An 18334-nucleotide genomic window follows, 5' to 3' on the forward strand; every position below is an offset into this window, starting at 1 on the left:
TCTTCCGCGCCGTTTCCGGCGCTTCCACCACCGTAGCGGATTTCCCGTCCGGCTCCTAATCGAGCCACCCGGACCGGAATTGCGGCACGCCGCAATTCACCCCCGGAAGGGATTCACACCAAGTGAGTGGTCGCCGCCGAAGGCGACAGAAGAGCTGCCCGGTGTCGGATCGACTCCGTGGCAGCTCGGAGAAGATTACACGACCGTGAGCGGTCCATCAAACAGCCCTAGCCGTTGCCGCCGGAGGCCAGTTCGCGGCTGCGGTCCCGGGCCGCTTCCAGGGCCGCGATGAGCGCGGCCCTTACACCGTGGCGCTCCAGCTCGCGGATGGCACTGATCGTGGTGCCCGCGGGGGAGGTGACCGCCTCGCGGAGCTTGACCGGGTGCTCACCGCTGTCCCGGAGCATCACCGAGGCGCCCACGGCCGCCTGGACGATCAGGTCGTGCGCCTTGTCCCGGGGGAGGCCGAGCAGGATGCCCGCATCGGTCATGGCCTCCACCAGGTAGTAGAAGTACGCCGGACCCGAGCCGGAGAGCGCCGTGGCGGCGTCCTGCTGGGACTCCGGGACGCGCAGGGTCTTGCCGACCGGCTGGAAGATCTCCTCGGTGCGGACGATGTGGGCCTCGCCGGCGTGTGTGCCGGCCGAGATGACGGACATGCCCTCGTCCACCAGTACCGGGGTGTTGGGCATGACGCGGACGACCGGAACACCCTGGGCGAGGCGTTCCTCGATGAACGCCGTCGGGATTCCGGCGGCCGCGCTGACGACCAGGCGGTCGGCGGGGACATGAGGGGCCAGTTCGCCGAGAAGAGCCGCCATGTCCTGAGGCTTGACCGCCAGGATGAGCGTGTCGGCTGTCTTGGCCGCCTCGGCGTTCGTGACGGCGGTGACGCCGTGGCGGGAGCGCAGTTCCTCGGCGCGCTCCGGCCGGCGGGCGGTGACCAGGAGGTCGGACGGGGACCAGCCGGCGCGGATCATGCCCGACAGCAGGGCCTCGCCGATCTTGCCGGTTCCGAGTACGGCGATCTTCTGGGTCATGGGACAGCTCACCTTGTCCGGGTCCGGTACGTGCGTGCGTGCGTGCTGCGCTTGCGTATGTGCGCGCGCGTGCTGCGCTGCAATCCTCGCACTCACGGCGGCGGCTGCGCCGGTTCGTCCATCTGGCGGTCAAGGGGTGCGGCGGCGGAGGGTGGCCGCGCCGAGGAGGAGGACGAGCAGGGCGCTTCCGGCGACGATCGCGATATCGCGGACGAGGTCGCCGGTGACGTCGGGGCTGCGCAGGACCTCGTTCATGCCGTCCACCGCGTAGGACAGGGGCAGGACGTTCGAGACGGCCTCCAGGACGGGCTGCATGGTGTCGCGCGGTGTGAGCAGGCCGCAGAGCAGGAGCTGCGGGAGGATCAGCGCGGGCATGAACTGGACGGCCTGGAACTCGGTGGCGGCGAAGGCGGAGACGAACAGGCCCAGCGCGGTGCCGAGCAGTGCGTCGAGCAGGGCGATGAGCAGCAGCAGCCAGGGTGAGCCCGCGAAGTCCAGGTCCAGGAACCAGATGGTCACCCCGGTGGCCAGGGCCGCCTGGGCGACGGCCAGCAGGCCGAAGGCCAGTGCGTAGCCCAGGATCAGGTCGGCCTTGCCCAGCGGCATGGACAGCAGGCGCTCCAGGGTGCCCGAGGTGCGTTCGCGCAGGGTGGCGATGGAAGTGACCAGGAACATCGTGATCATCGGGAAGATGCCGAGCAGCGAGGCTCCGATGCGGTCGAAGAGTTCGCGGTCGTCGGCGTAGACGTAGTACAGCAGGACCGTCAGCAGCACGGGGACGAGCAGCAGCAGCGCGATCGTGCGGGGGTCGTGCGCGAGCTGGCGCAGTACGCGGCGGGCGGTGGCCAGGGTCCGGAGCGCGCTCACCGGCTCCCCTCCTCTTCGGTCTTCTCGTCCTCTTCCCTGGCGGTGTCGACCAGGTGGAGGAAGGCGTCCTCGACGGTCCGGGTGCGGGTGCGGGCCCTCAGGGCGTCGGGGGTGCCGTCGGCCAGGAGGCGGCCGGCGCGCATCAGCAGCAGGCGGTCGCAGCGGTCGGCCTCGTCCATGACGTGGGACGAGACGAGCAGGGTGGTGCCGCGTTCGGCCGCGAGGCGGTGGAAGAGGCTCCACAGGTCGCGGCGGAGGACGGGGTCGAGGCCGACGGTGGGTTCGTCGAGGACCAGCAGTGCGGGGGAGCCGAGCAGGGCGACGGCCAGGGAGACCCGGGAGAGCTGTCCGCCGGAGAGGTTGCCGGCGAGGGCGTCGGCGTGGGTGGTGAGGTCGACGTCGGTGAGGGCGCGTTCGACCTGTGCGCGGCGGTCGGTGCGGGGCAGACCGAGGACGGAGGCGAAGTACTCCAGGTTCTGGCGGGTGGTCAGGTCGGTGTAGACGGAGGCGGCCTGGGTGACGTATCCGACGCGGGAGCGCAGCGGTGCGGCTCCGGCCGGCCGGCCGAGCACGTCGAGGGTGCCGGTGACCTTCGCCTGGGTGCCGGCGATGGCGCGCATCAGGGTGGTCTTGCCGCAGCCGCTGGGGCCCAGCAGGCCGGTGACGGTGGAGCGCGGGACGTCGAATGAGAGGCCGTCGACGACGGTGCGGCCACCGCGGACGACGGTGAGGCCGTCGGCTCTGACGGCCGGCCCCGCAATGGAATTCATCATGTGTTGAATATTGCTCCCGCGCGGTGTCGGGCGTCAAGCGGGGCGGGCCCTGACATGCCGACGCCCCCCGTCCGGGACGGACGGGGGGCGTTGCCGGCGGTGTCTCGGGTGGTGTCCCGGGGTGGGCGCCTCGGCCCGCTCCCGGCTTCCTCAGCGCCTGCGGCCGGGCCTTCCGGAGCCGCGGCGCACGGCCGGGTTGCCGCGTCGCGCGGCACGGGCGGCGCCACGGCGCTCGTGCCGCGCGACGGCCCGGTCGTACTCGGCGCGCCGCAGCTTCTCGCCGGGGGCCTCGACCAGGCTGCGCGCGGCGTAGGCGAGCAGGACGCCGAGGAAGCCGATCATCTTGACCGGGCGCATCGCCGCGTCGTCGGGGCGGGCCTGGCCGGGCTCGCGGGTGTAATCGGTGAGAGTGCGGCTGAAGGCCATGGAACTGGACACGGCCAGGGCCACCACGAGCAGGACGCCGATCACGCCGCCCTCGGCGAAGGTGCTGCCCTCGTACGCCAGCCGCAGTACCCAGGCCCCGGCGGCGGCCAGCAGCAGCGCCCCGAGCCCGAGTGCGATCCGGCGCAGGAGGTAGCCACCGGAGTGGTCCACCCAGGTGGTGCCGTAGAACCGGATCGGCTCGGGCTCGGGGCGCTCCCGCTTCTCGCTCATGGTGTCGATTATGCGGGCGGCCGCCCGGGAGCCGCCGGGGGCGGGGTCAGCCGAGCTTGGTGACGTCCCGCACCGCGCCCTTGTCGGCGCTGGTGGCCATGGCCGCGTAGGCGCGCAGGGCGGCGGAGACCTTACGGTCGCGCGCCGCCGGCGCGTACTGGCCGCCGAGCGCCTCGCGGCGGGCGGCGAGGGTGGCCTCGTCGACCTTCAGCTCGATGGTGCGTGCGGGGATGTCGATGCTGATCAGGTCGCCGTCCTCGACCAGGGCGATGGTGCCGCCCGCGGCCGCCTCCGGGGAGGCGTGGCCGATGGACAGGCCCGAGGTGCCCCCGGAGAAGCGGCCGTCGGTGATCAGCGCGCACTTGGCGCCCAGGCCCCGGCCCTTGAGGAAGGAGGTCGGGTAGAGCATCTCCTGCATGCCGGGGCCGCCCCTGGGGCCCTCGTAGCGGATGACGACGACGTCGCCCTCCTTGACCTGCTTGCCGAGGATCTTCTCGACGGCCTCCTCCTGCGACTCGCAGACCACGGCCGGTCCGGTGAAGGTCAGGATGGACTCGTCGACGCCGGCGGTCTTCACCACACAGCCGTCGGCGGCGAGGTTGCCGTGCAGTACGGCCAGTCCGCCGTCCTTGGAGTAGGCGTGCTCCACGTCGCGGACGCAGCCGCCGGCCGCGTCGGTGTCCAGGGACTCCCAGCGCTCGGACTGCGAGAAGGCGCTGGCGGAGCGGACGCAGCCGGGGGCGGCGTGGAACAGCTCGACGGCCTCCGGCGACGGGGAGCCGCCGCGGATGTCCCAGGTCTTGAGCCATTCGGCCAGGGAGTCGGAGTGGACGGTGCGGACGTCCTCGTTGAGCAGGCCCGCGCGGTACAGCTCGCCCAGGATGGCGGGGATGCCGCCGGCCCGGTGGACGTCCTCCATGTAGTACGAGCCGTTGGGCGCGACCTTGGACAGGCACGGCACGCGGCGCGAGATGGCGTCGATGTCGGTCAGCCCGAAGTCCAGCCCGGCCTCCTGGGCCGCGGCGAGCAGGTGCAGGATCGTGTTGGTGGAGCCGCCCATGGCGATGTCCAGGGCCATGGCGTTCTCGAAGGCGGCGCGGGAGCCGATGGCGCGCGGCAGGACGGTCGTGTCGTCCTGCTCGTAGTGGCGCCCGGTGATCTCCACGACCGTGCGGCCGGCGTTCTCGTACAGCGCCCGGCGGGCGGTGTGGGTGGCCAGCACCGAGCCGTTGCCGGGCAGGGAGAGGCCGATGGCCTCGGTGAGGCAGTTCATCGAGTTGGCGGTGAACATGCCCGAGCAGGAGCCGCAGGTGGGGCAGGCGTTCTCCTCGATGAGCGCCATGTCCTCGTCGGAGACGGCGTCGTTGGCGGAGTCGGCGATGGCGCTGATCAGGTCGAGCTTGCGGACCGTGCCGTCGACGAGGGTGGTGCGGCCGGACTCCATCGGCCCGCCGGAGACGAAGACCGTGGGGATGTTCAGGCGCATCGCGGCCATCAGCATGCCCGGGGTGATCTTGTCGCAGTTGGAGATGCAGATCAGGGCGTCGGCGCAGTGGGCCTCGACCATGTACTCCACGGAGTCCGCGATCAGGTCGCGGGAGGGCAGGGAGTAGAGCATGCCGCCGTGTCCCATGGCGATGCCGTCGTCCACGGCGATGGTGTTGAACTCGCGCGGGACGCCGCCCGCCTCCTTGATCGCCTCACTGACGATCCGGCCGACCGGCTGGAGGTGGGTGTGCCCGGGCACGAACTCGGTGAAGCTGTTGGCCACCGCGATGATCGGCTTGCCGAAGTCCTCGCGCGCTACGCCGGCGGCCCGCAGGAGGGCGCGGGCGCCCGCCATGTTGCGGCCGTGGGTGACGGTGCGGGACCTCAGCTGGGGCATGGTGCTCCACTCCTTCGTGAACCGTGGGAAGACCGTCGGGCGCGGTCTTCGGGCCATGGCTGCCGAGCGTACGCCTCCCGCTCAAGATCTGGACGAAAAGTCCGGATCGTAAGACATGAGGGGCGCTTGATTCACTCTCCGCGCGGGTGTTCGCCGGCGGGTGCGGCAGGTGCGGCGGACCCGGTCAGATGGTGCTGGACGGCCGGGGCGAGGCGGGCGACCAGCTCCTCGGGCTCCGCGGAGGCCAGCGGTTCGATCTCCAGGACGTACCGCATGATCGCCGTGCCCACCAGCTGCGCGGCGGCCAGCTCCACCCTCAGCTCCCGGTCCGGGGCGTCCAGACGGCGCGCCACCCGGGCCATCAGCTGCCGCGTCACCATGCCGCGGAGGATCCGGGCGGCGGTCTCGTTGCTGAGCGCCGAGCGGACGACGGCCAGCAGGGGCGCTCGGCTGGCCGGGTTCTCCCAGACGCCCAGGAAGAACCGGACGAGTTCCTCGCCGAGGCCGTCGGGGCCGTGCGGGGCGAGGTGGCCCAGGCCCTCGGCTGCGGGGGCGAAGGAGACCTCGGCGGCGGCCTCGAAGACCCGCTCCTTCGTCCCGAAGTAGTGGTGGACCAGGGCCGGGTCCACCCCGGCGCCGCGGGCGATGGAGCGGATGGACGCCTTGTCGTAGCCGCGCCCGGCGAACTCCGCGCGGGCGGAGGCCAGGATGCGGTCGCGGGCCGCCTCCCCGGCCGCGGCGCGGTCGGCCGAGGCGGGGCGGCCGCGGCGGCGGGCGGGGCGGCGGGCGCCCTCGGCGTCCTTCGCGGGCTGTGCCGGCTGTGCGGCCCGTGCGTCGGCGTCCTGCCCGCTCACGGTCCGGCCTTCCGGGGCACGGAGGCCAGGTGGCGGCGGGTGAAGGCCAGGGCCTCGGCGAGGTCGGCCTCGCGCTCGGCCGACGACATCGCCCGGCGGGTGTTGACCTCGACCACCACGTGCCCGTCGAAGCCGCTCACCGCCAGGTGCTCAAGGACCTCCGCGCACGGCTGGTCGCCGCGCCCGGGGACGAGGTGCTCGTCCTTGGCGGAGTCGGTGCCGTCGGCGATGTGGATGTGCGCCAGGCGGTCGCCCATGCGGTCCACCATCGCCAGGGTGTCGTTGCGGGCGGTGGCGGTGTGGGAGAGGTCGAGGGTGAAGTGGCGGTAGTCGTCCTCGGTCGGGTCCCAGGCGGGGGCGTAGGCGAGCATCTCGCGGTCGCGGTAGCGCCAGGGGTACATGTTCTCGACGGCGAAGCGGACATCGGTCTCGTCCGCCATCCGCCACACGCCGCGGATGAACTCCCGGGCGTAGGAGCGCTGCCAGCGGAACGGCGGGTGCACCACGACCGTGCCCGCACCCAGCTTCTCGGCGGCCTCGCGGGAGCGCTGGAGCTTGGTCCAGGGGTCCTTGGACCACACGCGCTGGGTGATCAGCAGGCAGGGGGCGTGGACGGCGAGGACCGGGACGCCGTGGAAGTCGGAGAGCCTGCGCAGCGCCTCGACGTCCTGGCTGACCGGATCGGTCCACACCATCACCTCCACCCCGTCGTAACCGAGGCGTGCGGCGATCTCGAAGGCCGTCGCCGTGGTCTCCGGGTAGACGGAGGCCGTGGAGAGGGCGACCTTCGGTGCCGGGAGGGACAGCTCTGGATCGACCACGCACAACAGCCTACGGCGACCGGGAGCGCGTTACGGGGGTCGTCGCGGGGCCCGCGGGCCGGGGTGTGGGGAAGGTCACGGAGTCCCGTTGCCGGACAGGGTGTCCAGCCGGCGCAGGATGACGCCCTCGCGCAGCGCCCAGGGGCAGATCTCCAGCCGCTCCACGCCGAACAGGTCCATGGCGCCCTCCGCCACCAGCGCCCCCGCCAGCAGCTGCCTGGCCCGGCCCTCGGAGACGCCGGGGAGGGCGGCGCGTTCGGCGGCCGGCATGGCGGCCAGCTTGGGCACCCACTCCTCCAGCGACGCGCGCACCAGCTCGCGCTGCGCGTAGGGCCCCTCGGCGGAGCGGGGGGCGCCCGCCAGCCGGGCGAGCTGCTTGAACGTCTTGGAGGTGGCCACCACGTGGTCGGGGGCGCTCAGCCGGCTGAAGTCCCCGACGACCCGGGCGATCTTGTGCCGCACATGGCGGCGCAGCGCGCGGACGTCGGCCGGGTCGGGCGGGTCGCCGGGCAGCCAGGAGCCCGTGAGGCGGCCGGCGCCCAGCGGCAGCGAGGCGGCGGCGTCGGGCTGCTCGTCGATGCCGTACGCGATCTCCAGCGAGCCGCCGCCGATGTCCAGGACCAGCAGCCGTCCGGCCGACCAGCCGAACCAGCGGCGGGCGGCGAGGAAGGTCAGCCGGGCCTCGTCCTCGCCGGAGAGCACCTTCAGCTCCACGCCCGTCTCGGCGGCGACCCGCTCCAGCACATGGTCGGCGTTGGCGGCGTCCCGTACGGCCGAGGTGGCGAACGGCAGCAGGTCCTCCACGCCCTTGTCCTCGGCGACGACCATCGCCTCCCGGACGGTCGCGGCGAGCTTCTCGACGCCCGCCGGGCTTATGGAGCCGTCCTCGTCGAGGAGTTCGGCCAGGCGCAGTTCCGCCTTGTGGGAGTAGGCGGGCAGGGGGCGGGCACCCCGGTGTGCGTCCACCACCAGCAGGTGAACGGTGTTGGAACCCACGTCGAGGACACCGAGTCTCATGGGGGGCCACGCTACTGCGGCGGGACGGTGGTCCGGAGCCCGGCCCGGGGTGCATACCCTGTGTGCGTGGCGAAGACGAAAACGGCGAAGCCGGGCAAAGAGGCGAACACGGGCGGGGAGCGGCGGCGGGCCGCGGGCGACGAGGTGGGACTGGACCACGCCCGGATGTGGGTGGAGTTCCCGGACCCGGCGGACGACGAGCAGGTGTTCCGGTGCGACCTGACCTGGCTGACCTCCCGCTGGGGCTGCATCTTCGGCCAGGGGTGCCAGGGCATCAGTGCGGGGCGCGCGAGCGACGGCTGCTGCACGCTGGGCGCGCACTTCTCGGACGAGGACGACGAGAAGCGCGTGGCGGCGCACGTGGCGCGGCTCACGCCCGAGAGCTGGCAGTTCCACGCGGAGGGCTCCTCCGGGCGCGGCTGGGTCGAGGTGAACGAGGACGGCGAGCGCCAGACCCGGCTGCACCGGGGCGCGTGCATCTTCCTCAACCGCCCCGGCTTCCCCGGCGGCATCGGCTGCGCGCTGCACACGATGGCCCTGAAGGAGGGGCGCGAGCCGCTGGAGACCAAGCCGGACGTGTGCTGGCAGCTGCCGGTCCGGCGGACGTTCGAGTGGGTGGAGCTGCCGGACGGCGAGCAGCGGCTGTACGTGTCGATCGGCGAGTACGACCGCCGCGGCTGGGGCCCGGGCGGGCACGACCTGCACTGGTGGTGCACCGGCGCGCCGTCGGCGCACGGGGCCGGCGAGCCGGTGTACGTCTCGTACCGGCCGGAGCTGACGGAGCTGATGGGGCCGGCCGGGTACGCGCGGCTGGCAGAGCTGTGCGAGGAGCGGCTGGCCTCGGAGCTGCCGCTGGTGGCGCCGCATCCGGCGGACGGGCCCGCGGGCGGTCCCGCCGCGGGTGCCGCGGGGCCGCCCGCGGGCCGTACCGAGCCGGGGCGCGCGGAGCCGGGGCACACGATGCCGGGGTGAACCCCGGCCTGCGCGGACGCCGGTGCCGCGTCAGTCAGGGTTTGCCCGGTAGCGGGGCTCCCCCGGCCTCCGGCCGTTGGAGCCCCAGGTGCTGGGCCTCTCCGGGCCCGCAGGGCCGAGGGGACGCGATCGCAGGACGGCCGGAGGCCGGGGGGTGCGTGCCGGGGCGGCGAGCGGGGTGAGCCTTGGCCGACGCGGCACTAGTCCGGCCGCCCCGCCGGGGGCGGCGAGGACTCCGCCGGCGGTGTGCTCGACGGCGCTTCGGGGGTCGGTTCGGGCGCGGGCGGCTCGGACGGCCCGGGCTCCGGCTCCGGAGGCTCGGAGGGGCGCGGCCGGGTAGGCGCCTCCGCTCCGTGCCCGCGCAGGGTGATCAGCGCCTTCGCCGGGGCGATCGAGATCCGCGCGGTCCACGCGCCGGCCGGTTCCCGCGACCGGTCCACGGTGACGGTGAAGGCGGCCGACTCGCCCGGCCGCAGTGTCCCGTGCGTACGGTCCAGCCGCAGCCAGGAGGCGTCCGCCGAGGCCGTCCAGTCGACCGGGGAGCCGCCGGAGGCCACGAGGGTGACGACGGTGGCGTCCCCGGACGGCTGGGCCTCGACCGTCAGCCGGCCCGGCCCCGTGCCGGTGTCCCCGCGCGACGGGCCCTCCTCGCCCGCCCCGTCCGCCCCGTCAGGGCCTTCCGTGCCGGAGGACGGGGCGTCCCGCCCTTCCCCGGTGTCCGCGCCGGCCACGTCGACGCGGACGCCGGATCCGTCGCGGGAGGAGCCGGTGCCCCCCGTCCGGCTCCCGTCGCCCCGGGGGCCGCCGTACGCACTGCCCGGGTCCTGCCGCTCGGAGGCCGGGACGGGGGCGCCCGGGCCGCCGTCCACCGGCGGCGCGCCGCGGTACGCGGCCCACAGCGCCAGCAGCGGGGCGGCCACGACGGTGGCGACGACCGTGGTGGTCACCGCGCGGCTGCGCAGCCGGTCGAAGCGCTCGGCCCGGTCGCGGACGGTGACGGGGAAACCTCGCCGGTCGAAGCGCGGGGTGTGCTGGACCCGCGCGCGCTGCGCGGCGAGCATCGCGGCGTGCACGTCCGCCCGCGGGGCGGGCAGCACGGTGAGCGCGCCGACGTCCGCGGGGGCGGTGCCCGGCCACGGGCCGCCCGCCAGTACCCGTTCGGCGGTACGGCGGCACTCGGGGCACTCGTCCACGTGCCGCACCAGCTCCCGGCGGAGCGCGCTGCCCAGCAGCACCTCCCGGTCCCCGGCGAGCCGGGCGACGGCCGGGCAGCCGCCCCGGTCGACGACGGCGAGCGCGGTGCGGGTGCGCTCCACCTCGCAGGCGGCGCTGGACAGCAGCAGCTCGGTGCCGTCGTGGTCCGTGCCGAGGACGGCGGCGACCTCGTGGACCGGCAGGTGGTGGCGTACGGCCAGTTCCAGGGCCTCGCGCTGCTCGGGGCCGGTGCCGGCGGCCTCCGGCCAGGCGAGCGCGGCCAGCTCGCGGCGGCGTGCGGTGGCCAGGGGGCCGGGGAGTTCCGGGGGCTCGGGGCGGACGCCCCGGCGCTCGGCCAGGAGCCGCAGGCAGGCCCAGCGGGCCAGCGCGTACAGCCAGGGCCGGTGCAGTGCCGTGTCGGCGGGGGTGCGGCCGCGGCGGCGCTGCCGCTCGGCGACGGCCAGGGCCTCGCCGAGGACGGAGACCGCCGCCTCGTGCTCGCACATGACGGACAGGCAGTAGGTGAACAGCCCGTCCAGGTGGTCCCGGTAGGGATCGACGGGCACCGGCGGCCGGGCCGCGGCGCGGTGCGTGCCACGGTGCGCCCGGTGTACGCCGGTGGTGTGCGTGGGGTGCTCGCGCCGAGTGCTCATCACCCAGCCGACCGTAGGCGGAAGGCCGGGCATCGCTGGTGATGCTTGCGTGGGTTTAACCCCTACGGGTGACGATCTGCGGTAAAACGCACAAACGCTCAGTGGAGGGTGACAGGGGGGTGCGCGAGGGCGCACGGGGGGGGCGGGCCGGCGCGGCGTCCGCCCCTCCACCCGCCTGCTCCGCGTCCGCCTCGCGCACGGCTCCGCGTACCACCCCGTGCCCGCCCCGTGCCCGCCCGGGCCCGGATGTCACAGGCTCCGGCTACCGTGAGGCCCATGGCTGCCCGCAAGTCGTCCGCCAAGGACCGCCCCGCCTACCGCTGCACCGAGTGCGGCTACACCACCGCCAAGTGGCTCGGCCGCTGCCCGGAGTGCCACGCCTGGGGCACCGTCGAGGAGACCGGCGGCACCCCGGCCGTCCGCACCACCGCGCCCGGCCGGGTCTCGTCCCCCGCGCTGCCCATCGGCCAGGTGAACGGGCAGGTGGCCACCGCGCGCAGCACGGGCGTGCCGGAGCTGGACAGGGTGCTGGGCGGCGGGCTGGTGCCGGGCGCGGTGGTGCTGCTGGCGGGCGAGCCGGGGGTGGGCAAGTCCACGCTCCTGCTGGACGTCGCGGCCAAGGCGGCCGACGCCGACCGCCGCACGCTCTACGTCACCGGCGAGGAGTCGGCCGGGCAGGTGCGGCTCCGGGCGGACCGGATCGGGGCGATAAGCGACCACCTGTACCTGGCCGCCGAGACGGACCTGTCGGCCGTCCTGGGACATCTGGACGAGGTGAAGCCCTCACTGCTGGTCCTGGACTCGGTGCAGACGGTCGCCTCCCCCGAGATCGACGGCGCGCCCGGCGGCATGGCGCAGGTGCGGGAGGTGGCCGGAGCGCTGATCCGGGCCTCCAAGGAACGCGGGATGTCCACGCTGCTGGTGGGCCACGTCACCAAGGACGGCGCCATCGCCGGTCCGCGCCTGCTGGAGCATCTGGTGGACGTGGTCCTGCAGTTCGAGGGCGACCGGCACGCCCGGCTGCGGCTGGTGCGCGGTGTGAAGAACCGCTACGGAGCCACCGACGAGGTGGGCTGCTTCGAGCTGCACGACGAGGGCATCACCGGTCTGGCCGACCCGTCGGGCCTCTTCCTCACCCGCCGGGACGAGCCCGTGCCCGGCACCTGTCTGACCGTCACCCTGGAGGGCCGCCGCCCGCTGGTGGCCGAGGTGCAGTCGCTGACGGTGGACTCGCAGATCCCCTCCCCCAGGCGCACCACGTCCGGGCTGGAGACCTCGCGCGTGTCGATGATGCTGGCCGTGCTGGAGCAGCGGGGCCGGATCAACGCGCTGGGCAAGCGGGACGTCTACACCGCCACCGTCGGCGGGGTGCGGCTGTCGGAGCCCGCCGCCGATCTGGCGATGGCGCTCGCGCTGGCCAGCGCCGCCAGCGACACGCCGCTCCCGAAGAACCTGGTGGCCATCGGCGAGGTGGGGCTGGCGGGTGAGGTCAGGCGGGTGACGGGTGTGCAGCGACGGCTGGCGGAGGCGGCGCGGCTGGGCTTCACCCACGCTCTGGTGCCCACCGATCCGGGCAAGGTGCCGCAGGGGATGCGGGTGCGGGAGGTGGCGGACATAGGGGAGGCGCTGCGGGTCCTGCCCGCCCGGCCGGCCCGGTCCGAGCGGTCCGGGCGGGCCGACCGCGACGGGGCCGATCGGAGCACGCCACACGAGGGCTGACACCGCCGGTAGACTTTGCCCTGGTCTCGCCCGTACGTACGCATGACCCGAAGGAGTGCCGTGGCAGCCAACGACCGGGCAGCAACCGGCGCCGACGGCCTGTTGCGCGCCTCACTGAGCGCGGTCGCGCCCGGTACGGCCCTGCGCGACGGCCTGGAGCGCGTGCTGCGGGGGAACACCGGCGGGCTCATCGTCCTGGGCATGGACAGGACCGTCGAGGCTCTGTGCTCGGGCGGTTTCGTGCTGGACGTGGAGTTCAGCGCGACGCGGCTGCGCGAGCTGTGCAAGCTGGACGGCGCGCTGATCCTCGACAAGGACATCACCAAGATCGTGCGGGCGGGCGTACAGCTCGTGCCGGACGCCTCGATCCCGACGGAGGAGACGGGCACCCGGCACCGCACCGCGCAGCGGGTGTCGATCCAGACCGGCTTCCCGGTGGTGTCGGTCAGCCAGTCGATGCGGCTGATCGCGCTGTACGTGGACGGCCAGCGGCGTGTGCTGGAGGACTCGGCGGCGATCCTGTCCCGGGCCAACCAGGCGCTGGCCACGCTGGAGCGCTACAAGCTGCGGCTGGACGAGGTGGCGGGCACGCTCTCCGCGCTGGAGATCGAGGACCTGGTGACGGTCCGGGACGTCTCCGCCGTCTCGCAGCGGCTGGAGATGGTGCGGCGGATCGCCACGGAGATCGCCGAGTACGTGGTGGAGCTGGGCACGGACGGGCGGCTGCTCTCCCTCCAGCTCGACGAGCTGATCGCGGGCGTGGAGCCCGAGCGCGAGCTGGTCGCCCGCGACTACGTGCCCGAGCCGACCGCCAAGCGGTCCCGTACCGTCGGCGAGGCGCTGACCGAGCTGGACCGGCTGACCCACACCGAGCTGCTCGAACTGCCCACGGTCGCCAAGGCCCTGGGGTACAGCGGGTCGCCGGAGACGCTGGACTCGGCCGTCTCGCCGCGCGGTTACCGCCTGCTGGCGAAGGTGCCGCGGCTGCCGAACGCCGTGATCGAACGGTTGGTCGAACACTTCGGCGGGCTGCAGAAGCTGCTGGCCGCGAGCGTGGACGACCTGCAGACCGTCGACGGGGTGGGCGAGGCGCGGGCCAGGTCGGTCCGCGAGGGCCTGTCGCGGCTGGCGGAGTCCTCGATCCTGGAGCGGTACGTCTGACGCGTCCGCGCCGCCGCCGGGTGCCGGACACCGCGGCCCGGGCCCGTCCTGCTCCGAACCGCCCGGACCCACCGGCTGCGGGGGCGGTCCGGTCCCCGGTTCAGTCCTTGGCGAGGACGAACGAGACGCGCTTCTTCTCCAGGCCCTCCACCTCGGCCTCGACCAGATAGGTGCCGGCCTTCGCCTCGGCGCCCGGCGTACCGCACTCGGGCTCGCTGTGCCTGCGGTCCCACTCCAGGACGCGGACTGCCGTACCGCCCGCCGGGACCTTGTAGAGGGCCGAACGGGCACCCTTCGGGCAGTGCTCGGACTTCCAGACCTTCTCGTCGCCGTCCTCGGCCTCGACGATGGTGAAGGCCGCGGCACCGGTGCCGAAGTCGACCTTGCAGGCGCCGCCGCCCTCGTTCCGCACGGTCAGCCGGAAGACGGGCTTCTCGCCGGGCGCGTACCGGTTCTTCTCGCTGTCCAGTGTCACCTCGACCGAGCCGGGTCGGCAGTCGGGGAGGGTGGAGTCGGCCGGCACGGCCTCGACCCCGCCCGAGACGGCGCCGGCGGAGCCACCGCCCGCTCCCGCGGAGCCCGCACCGCCCGAACCGGAACCGTTCGCGCCGTCTTCGCCTTCGCCGTCCGCGCCTCCGCCGCCGGACCCGGAGCCGCCGGATCCTCCCGTGCCGCCCCCGGAGCCGCCGGATCCGCCGGATCCTCCCGGTCCGCCGGTGCCGCCGTCGGACTCCTCGCGCCCACCGGGGCGTTCGCTGATCAGGGATTCGGACGAGGACGGCCCGGGTGTGATGGTGCCCGGCACCTCACCACCGCCCTGCTTCCCGCCCTGGTCGCTCCCGCCGCCTCCGCCCGGCCCCCCGGACCTGACGGCCCATATGGCGAGCAGTGCCAGGACCAGCAGGAGCGCAAGCACGACCGCCCTTCGCCTCCAGTAGATGGTGGAGGGAAGGGGCCCAACCGGATTGCGCAGAGATCCCACGCGCAAACCTTACGAGACATCATGTGCCCCATACGGTCTTACCCGCCGCGCAGAAGACCAACTTTTATGATGAACGGCTCGGCAAGACCTGGCGATCGTCAGGGGTGACACCCGGCTGTCGCGGGGAGTGACCGGGCACTTCCCTTCCGTACCGTTCACGCATGAGCAGTGATCTTCGAAGCGATCTCCCCGGCGCTCCCCCGGACTCCGCCCCGGGCACTCCCCCGGACGGCCTCCACAGCGACCTCTACCTGGACGTCACCGGCTTCGCGCACGACACCCCGGGCTGGATGCACTCGCTCGCCGAGTACGGCACCGAGGGCGGGCCGCTGATCCTCGCCGCGCTGCTGGCGGCGGCGTGCTGGCGGGTGCGGCGCGCCGAGCCGGGGGTTCTCGCGCGGGCCCTGCTGGGCGGGGCCGCGGTGGCGGTGGCGTACGGCGTCAGCGAGGCCGTCAAGCTGGTCGTACGGGAGGAGCGGCCGTGCCGTGCCGTGGCGGGCGCGCCGACCCCGATCGCCCCCTGTCCGGAGCCGGGCGACTGGTCCTTCCCCAGCAACCACGCCACCATCGCCGCCGCGGCGGCGGTGGCCGTCGTACTGACCTGGCGGGCGACGGCCTGGCTGGCGCTGCCGCTGGCCGTGCTGACGGCCTTCTCCCGGGTGTTCCTCGGGGTGCACTACCCGCACGACGTGGTGGCGGGCGCGCTGCTGGGCGCGGCCGCGGTACTGCTGGTGACCCGCTCGGCGGCCGGGCCCGCGACCGCGCTGACGGACCGGGTGCGGACCAGGCTCGGCTACACCAGCCCCGCCTCGTAGGCGACGGTCGCCCCGATCCGTGTCCGCGCCGGGGCCGGACGGCACTCCCCTCGAACGAAAGGGACACATCGGGACGGGTGGTGCCTGCCGCCCATCGGCGCGGGCCGCTTCGCCGTCGCGCCCCTCCGTGTCAGGATCGGAAGTGCCATGACTGCGACCACATCCGAGCACAGCGCCACCGGTCTGACCGCGACCGGCCTCCTTCCCCCCGACTCCCCCGCCCCCTCCGACCTCCACGGACCGGTCATCGACTGGTTCGGCGAGAACGCCCGCGACCTTCCCTGGCGCCGCCCCGAGGCGGGCGCCTGGGGCGTGATGGTCAGCGAGTTCATGCTCCAGCAGACGCCCGTCAGCCGGGTGCTGCCCGTGTACGAGCAGTGGCTCGCCCGCTGGCCGCGCCCCGCCGACCTGGCCGCCGAACCGCCCGGCGAGGCGGTGCGAGCCTGGGGCCGGCTGGGCTATCCCCGCCGGGCCCTGCGGCTGCACGGCGCCGCCGCCGCCATAACGGAACGGCACGGCGGCGACGTGCCCAAGGAACACGCACAGCTCCTGGCCCTGCCCGGGGTGGGCGAGTACACGGCCGCGGCCGTGGCCTCCTTCGCCTACGGGCAGCGGCACGCGGTGCTGGACACCAACGTCCGGCGGGTCTTCGCCCGCGCCTTCGGCGGCCGCGAGTTCCCCCCGACCGCCACCACCGCCGCCGAACGCAGACTCGCCCGGACCGTCCTGCCCGAGGATGACACGACGGCGGCGCGCTGGGCGGCGGCCACGATGGAACTGGGTGCCCTGGTGTGCACGGCCCGTAAACCGGACTGCGAGAACTGCCCGGTCATGGACCTGTGCGCCTGGCGCCGCGCCGGCTCACCCGCGCACGAGGGCCCCCCGCGCCGCGGCCAGAGCTACGCGGGCACCGACCGCCAGGTGCGCGGCAGGCTGCTGGCCGTGCTGCGCGAGGCCGTGGGACCGGTGCCGCAGGCCGCGCTGGACGCGGTGTGGGACGAGCCGGTGCAGCGGGCGCGCGCGCTGGACGGACTGGTCGCCGACGGGCTGGTCGAGCCGCTGGAGAACGGCGTCTACCGGCTGCCCCAGGGGCGGGTCCCGACCGTGTGAGGCGGGGTGCGGCGGCCGTGACCGCCGCACCCCGCCCCGCCGTGGTACGGCGGGGCGGGGTGCGGGGATCAGTCGCACACCTCCGACCACTCCCGGCTCGGAACCGGCCCACTCGCCCGCTCCTCGGTCAGCGAGTACCGGTTGCCGGACTCGTCCCGGAAGACCGCCTCGGTGCGGTGCGGCCCCTCACTCGGCGCCTGGAGGAACTCCACGCCCCGCTCCACCAGCCACTCGTACGCGGAGCGGCAGTCGTCCGTCCGCAGCACGCCCACTCCCAGGACTCCCCGGCGGACCAGACCGGCCAGCGCCCGGGCCGACTCGGGGTCGATGCCGGGGCCGTACGCCGGCACCAGCGTCAGCCCGACGTCGGGCTGGTCCCTGGCCCCGACGGTGATCCGGCGCGTTCCGTCCTCGGTGACGTCGCCGCGTACCTCGAAGCCGAGCTTCTCGGTGAAGAACCTCAGATCCCGCTCCTGGTCGGTGGACCAGACGGTGGCTGCGGCCAGACCCTTGATCATGGTGCCTCCCGTGGTCGCGGACGTGCGGTGCCACCGTGGGCAGCACGCCCACCGGCCCGTCCCTCCAGGATCGCGCCGTGCGCGGCGGTCCGTCCACAGTGTGGGGCGGCGCCGCGGTGCGATCTACGAAAACCCTTACGTGTCAGGAGAGTTGGCCTAGCCTGGGGAGCGGGTGGGGCGGGTGGAGCGAGCGCTCGCCCGGCCGCCCGTCACACACCGCCGCGGACCACAGCGGACAACACCGCCGGACCGCATCGCCAAACAGCAGGGCCGTCGGGGGAGGGCCGAATGGAAGAAGCCGTCGCGAGAATCCCCTCGAACAGGGCCGCGCCCCTGATCCGCGAGCTGTTCGCCGACCTCCCGCCGGCCTGCGACGGCCCACGGCTGGTGGCCGGGCTGGTGTCGTTCCGGGGCCTGCGGCCCGGGCGGACGTACGACGACGTGGCGCGGATCGCACGGGAGCTGGTGCGGCTCGCCCGGCCGGGCGGCGGCGGCAGGACGCCGGAGGATCCGGCCGACCGGCCCGTGGCCCTGGTGCTGGGGCGGACCCTGACCGCACTGGGCGAGCTGGACCTCGACGACGTGGCGGCCGTCCGCATGGGGCCGCAGGACTGCGCGCGGCGGCTGCGCCGGGCCGTCCCCGGCGCCGACCGGGAGCTGACCGGCGAGCAGGCCTGGTTCCACGACCAGCTGCTGGACAACGTGTGCCTGCACATCCTGCACTTCCTGGTCCGCCACTCGCCGTACATCGCCGGGTGCCTGGCCGAGCAGAGCCACCGCATACGGCAGCTCGTCGACCTCAACGACGCCGACGCCGTGCGCCGCCCCCGACCCTCCCCCGAGGACCTCGCCTTCGAGGAGGAGTACGCCGCTTTCCTCGTCCGGCGGCACAACCGTCTGACCATCCACGGCATCGACCTGCCCAACGCCCCCGGAAGCTGGCCGCTGGACGCCACCTACCTGAGCCTTGGCGCCGAGTTCGCCACCCCCGTCGAGGGATCCTCCGGGCAGCCGGCGCTGCGCGACATGGGCGGCCGGGACCGCATCCAGATCGCGGGCGGCTTCACTCCGGAGGAACTGCTGCACGGCACGGTGCGCGACCGGCTCACACACCTGTGGCTCGCCTACGACCTCGGGGTGGACATGGGGTGGCTGAGCGCCTTTCCGCGGCTGCACACCATCCGGGTGAACCCGCGGCTGCCCCGGGTCGGCGGGGTCCCGGAGGGCATCCGGATCATCGCGCGCTGAGCCGGCCGCCGCCTGCGGCGGCCCGGACGCCCTCTCACGCCCACGCGC

General features: G+C 74.2%; 17 protein-coding genes. 6 read left to right on the top strand and 11 right to left on the bottom strand.

What is annotated here, in order from left to right; genetic code table 11:
• Positions 1-227: 227 nt before the first annotated feature.
• The 8 genes from proC to IQ279_RS26735 all read right to left on the bottom strand — a co-directional run bounded on the left by proC (position 228) and on the right by IQ279_RS26735 (position 7914).
• The gene (gene proC, locus IQ279_RS26700) at positions 228-1040 is read right to left on the bottom strand and encodes a pyrroline-5-carboxylate reductase (protein WP_206351894.1); all 813 of its coding nucleotides are present in this window, start codon (positions 1038-1040) and stop codon (positions 228-230) included.
• 129 nt (positions 1041-1169) lie between these two features.
• The gene (locus IQ279_RS26705; protein ID WP_206351895.1) at positions 1170-1907 is read right to left on the bottom strand and encodes an ABC transporter permease; all 738 of its coding nucleotides are present in this window, start codon (positions 1905-1907) and stop codon (positions 1170-1172) included.
• On the bottom strand, positions 1904-2680 hold the full coding sequence (locus tag IQ279_RS26710; RefSeq protein ID WP_206351896.1) for an ABC transporter ATP-binding protein: 777 nt from the start codon (positions 2678-2680) through the stop codon (positions 1904-1906). The genes IQ279_RS26705 and IQ279_RS26710 overlap by 4 nt, the downstream gene beginning before the upstream one ends.
• 150 nt (positions 2681-2830) lie before the next feature.
• On the bottom strand, positions 2831-3337 hold the full coding sequence (locus tag IQ279_RS26715; RefSeq protein WP_206351897.1) for a hypothetical protein: 507 nt from the start codon (positions 3335-3337) through the stop codon (positions 2831-2833).
• 46 nt (positions 3338-3383) lie between these two features.
• Positions 3384-5222 carry a dihydroxy-acid dehydratase gene (gene ilvD / locus IQ279_RS26720; protein ID WP_206351898.1) on the bottom strand — a complete coding sequence of 613 codons (1839 nt, stop codon included), beginning with the start codon at positions 5220-5222 and terminating at the stop codon, positions 3384-3386.
• 131 nt (positions 5223-5353) lie between these two features.
• The gene (locus tag IQ279_RS26725) at positions 5354-6076 is read right to left on the bottom strand and encodes a TetR/AcrR family transcriptional regulator (protein WP_206351899.1); all 723 of its coding nucleotides are present in this window, start codon (positions 6074-6076) and stop codon (positions 5354-5356) included.
• The gene (locus IQ279_RS26730; RefSeq protein ID WP_307792555.1) at positions 6073-6897 is read right to left on the bottom strand and encodes a sugar phosphate isomerase/epimerase family protein; all 825 of its coding nucleotides are present in this window, start codon (positions 6895-6897) and stop codon (positions 6073-6075) included. Before IQ279_RS26730 ends, IQ279_RS26725 begins: the two co-directional genes overlap by 4 nt.
• Positions 6898-6972: 75 nt before the next feature.
• Positions 6973-7914: a Ppx/GppA family phosphatase gene (locus IQ279_RS26735; protein ID WP_206351900.1), complete on the bottom strand. Its 942-nt coding sequence runs from the start codon at positions 7912-7914 to the stop codon at positions 6973-6975.
• A gap of 66 nt (positions 7915-7980) precedes the next feature.
• On the opposite strand from IQ279_RS26735, the gene IQ279_RS26740 reads away from it, so the two are divergent.
• Entirely contained in the window at positions 7981-8886 is a 906-nt protein-coding gene (locus tag IQ279_RS26740; RefSeq protein WP_372445248.1) for a DUF3109 family protein, read from the top strand.
• Between the two features lie 200 nt (positions 8887-9086).
• On the opposite strand, the gene IQ279_RS28585 is transcribed toward IQ279_RS26740, so the two are convergent.
• Positions 9087-10733, bottom strand: coding sequence for a BACON domain-containing protein (locus IQ279_RS28585; RefSeq protein ID WP_206351901.1), 1647 nt, complete (start codon positions 10731-10733; stop codon positions 9087-9089).
• A 276-nt stretch (positions 10734-11009) separates the two neighbouring features.
• On the opposite strand from IQ279_RS28585, the gene radA reads away from it, so the two are divergent.
• Positions 11010-12452 (top strand): DNA repair protein RadA, encoded by a 1443-nt coding sequence (radA, locus tag IQ279_RS26750; protein WP_206351902.1) that lies wholly within the window; start codon positions 11010-11012, stop codon positions 12450-12452.
• A 60-nt stretch (positions 12453-12512) separates the two neighbouring features.
• The gene (gene disA, locus IQ279_RS26755; RefSeq protein WP_372445249.1) at positions 12513-13613 is read left to right on the top strand and encodes a DNA integrity scanning diadenylate cyclase DisA; all 1101 of its coding nucleotides are present in this window, start codon (positions 12513-12515) and stop codon (positions 13611-13613) included.
• A 100-nt stretch (positions 13614-13713) separates the two neighbouring features.
• Here the strand turns inward: disA and IQ279_RS26760 are convergent, their stop codons facing one another.
• A complete protein-coding gene (locus IQ279_RS26760) occupies positions 13714-14529 on the bottom strand; it encodes a hypothetical protein (protein WP_307792556.1) in 816 nt (271 codons plus the stop codon).
• 227 nt (positions 14530-14756) lie between these two features.
• On the opposite strand from IQ279_RS26760, the gene IQ279_RS26765 reads away from it, so the two are divergent.
• Both IQ279_RS26765 and IQ279_RS26770 read left to right on the top strand, forming a co-directional pair.
• Complete coding sequence (locus IQ279_RS26765; protein ID WP_206351905.1) at positions 14757-15410, top strand: phosphatase PAP2 family protein; 654 nt, start codon at positions 14757-14759, stop codon at positions 15408-15410.
• A gap of 147 nt (positions 15411-15557) precedes the next feature.
• Positions 15558-16520, top strand: coding sequence for an iron-sulfur binding domain-containing protein (locus tag IQ279_RS26770; protein ID WP_206351906.1), 963 nt, complete (start codon positions 15558-15560; stop codon positions 16518-16520).
• A 68-nt stretch (positions 16521-16588) separates the two neighbouring features.
• Here the strand turns inward: IQ279_RS26770 and IQ279_RS26775 are convergent, their stop codons facing one another.
• Complete coding sequence (locus IQ279_RS26775) at positions 16589-17038, bottom strand: VOC family protein (RefSeq protein ID WP_206351907.1); 450 nt, start codon at positions 17036-17038, stop codon at positions 16589-16591.
• Positions 17039-17326: 288 nt separating this feature from the next.
• Between IQ279_RS26775 and IQ279_RS26780 the strand changes: the two genes are divergently transcribed.
• Positions 17327-18286 carry an NACHT N-terminal Helical domain 1-containing protein gene (locus tag IQ279_RS26780; RefSeq protein WP_206351908.1) on the top strand — a complete coding sequence of 320 codons (960 nt, stop codon included), beginning with the start codon at positions 17327-17329 and terminating at the stop codon, positions 18284-18286.
• The last annotated feature ends 48 nt before the right edge of the window (positions 18287-18334 follow it).

This window comes from Streptomyces verrucosisporus (assembly GCF_017114865.1).
Taxonomy (GTDB): Bacteria; Actinomycetota; Actinomycetes; order Streptomycetales; family Streptomycetaceae; genus Streptomyces; species Streptomyces fenghuangensis.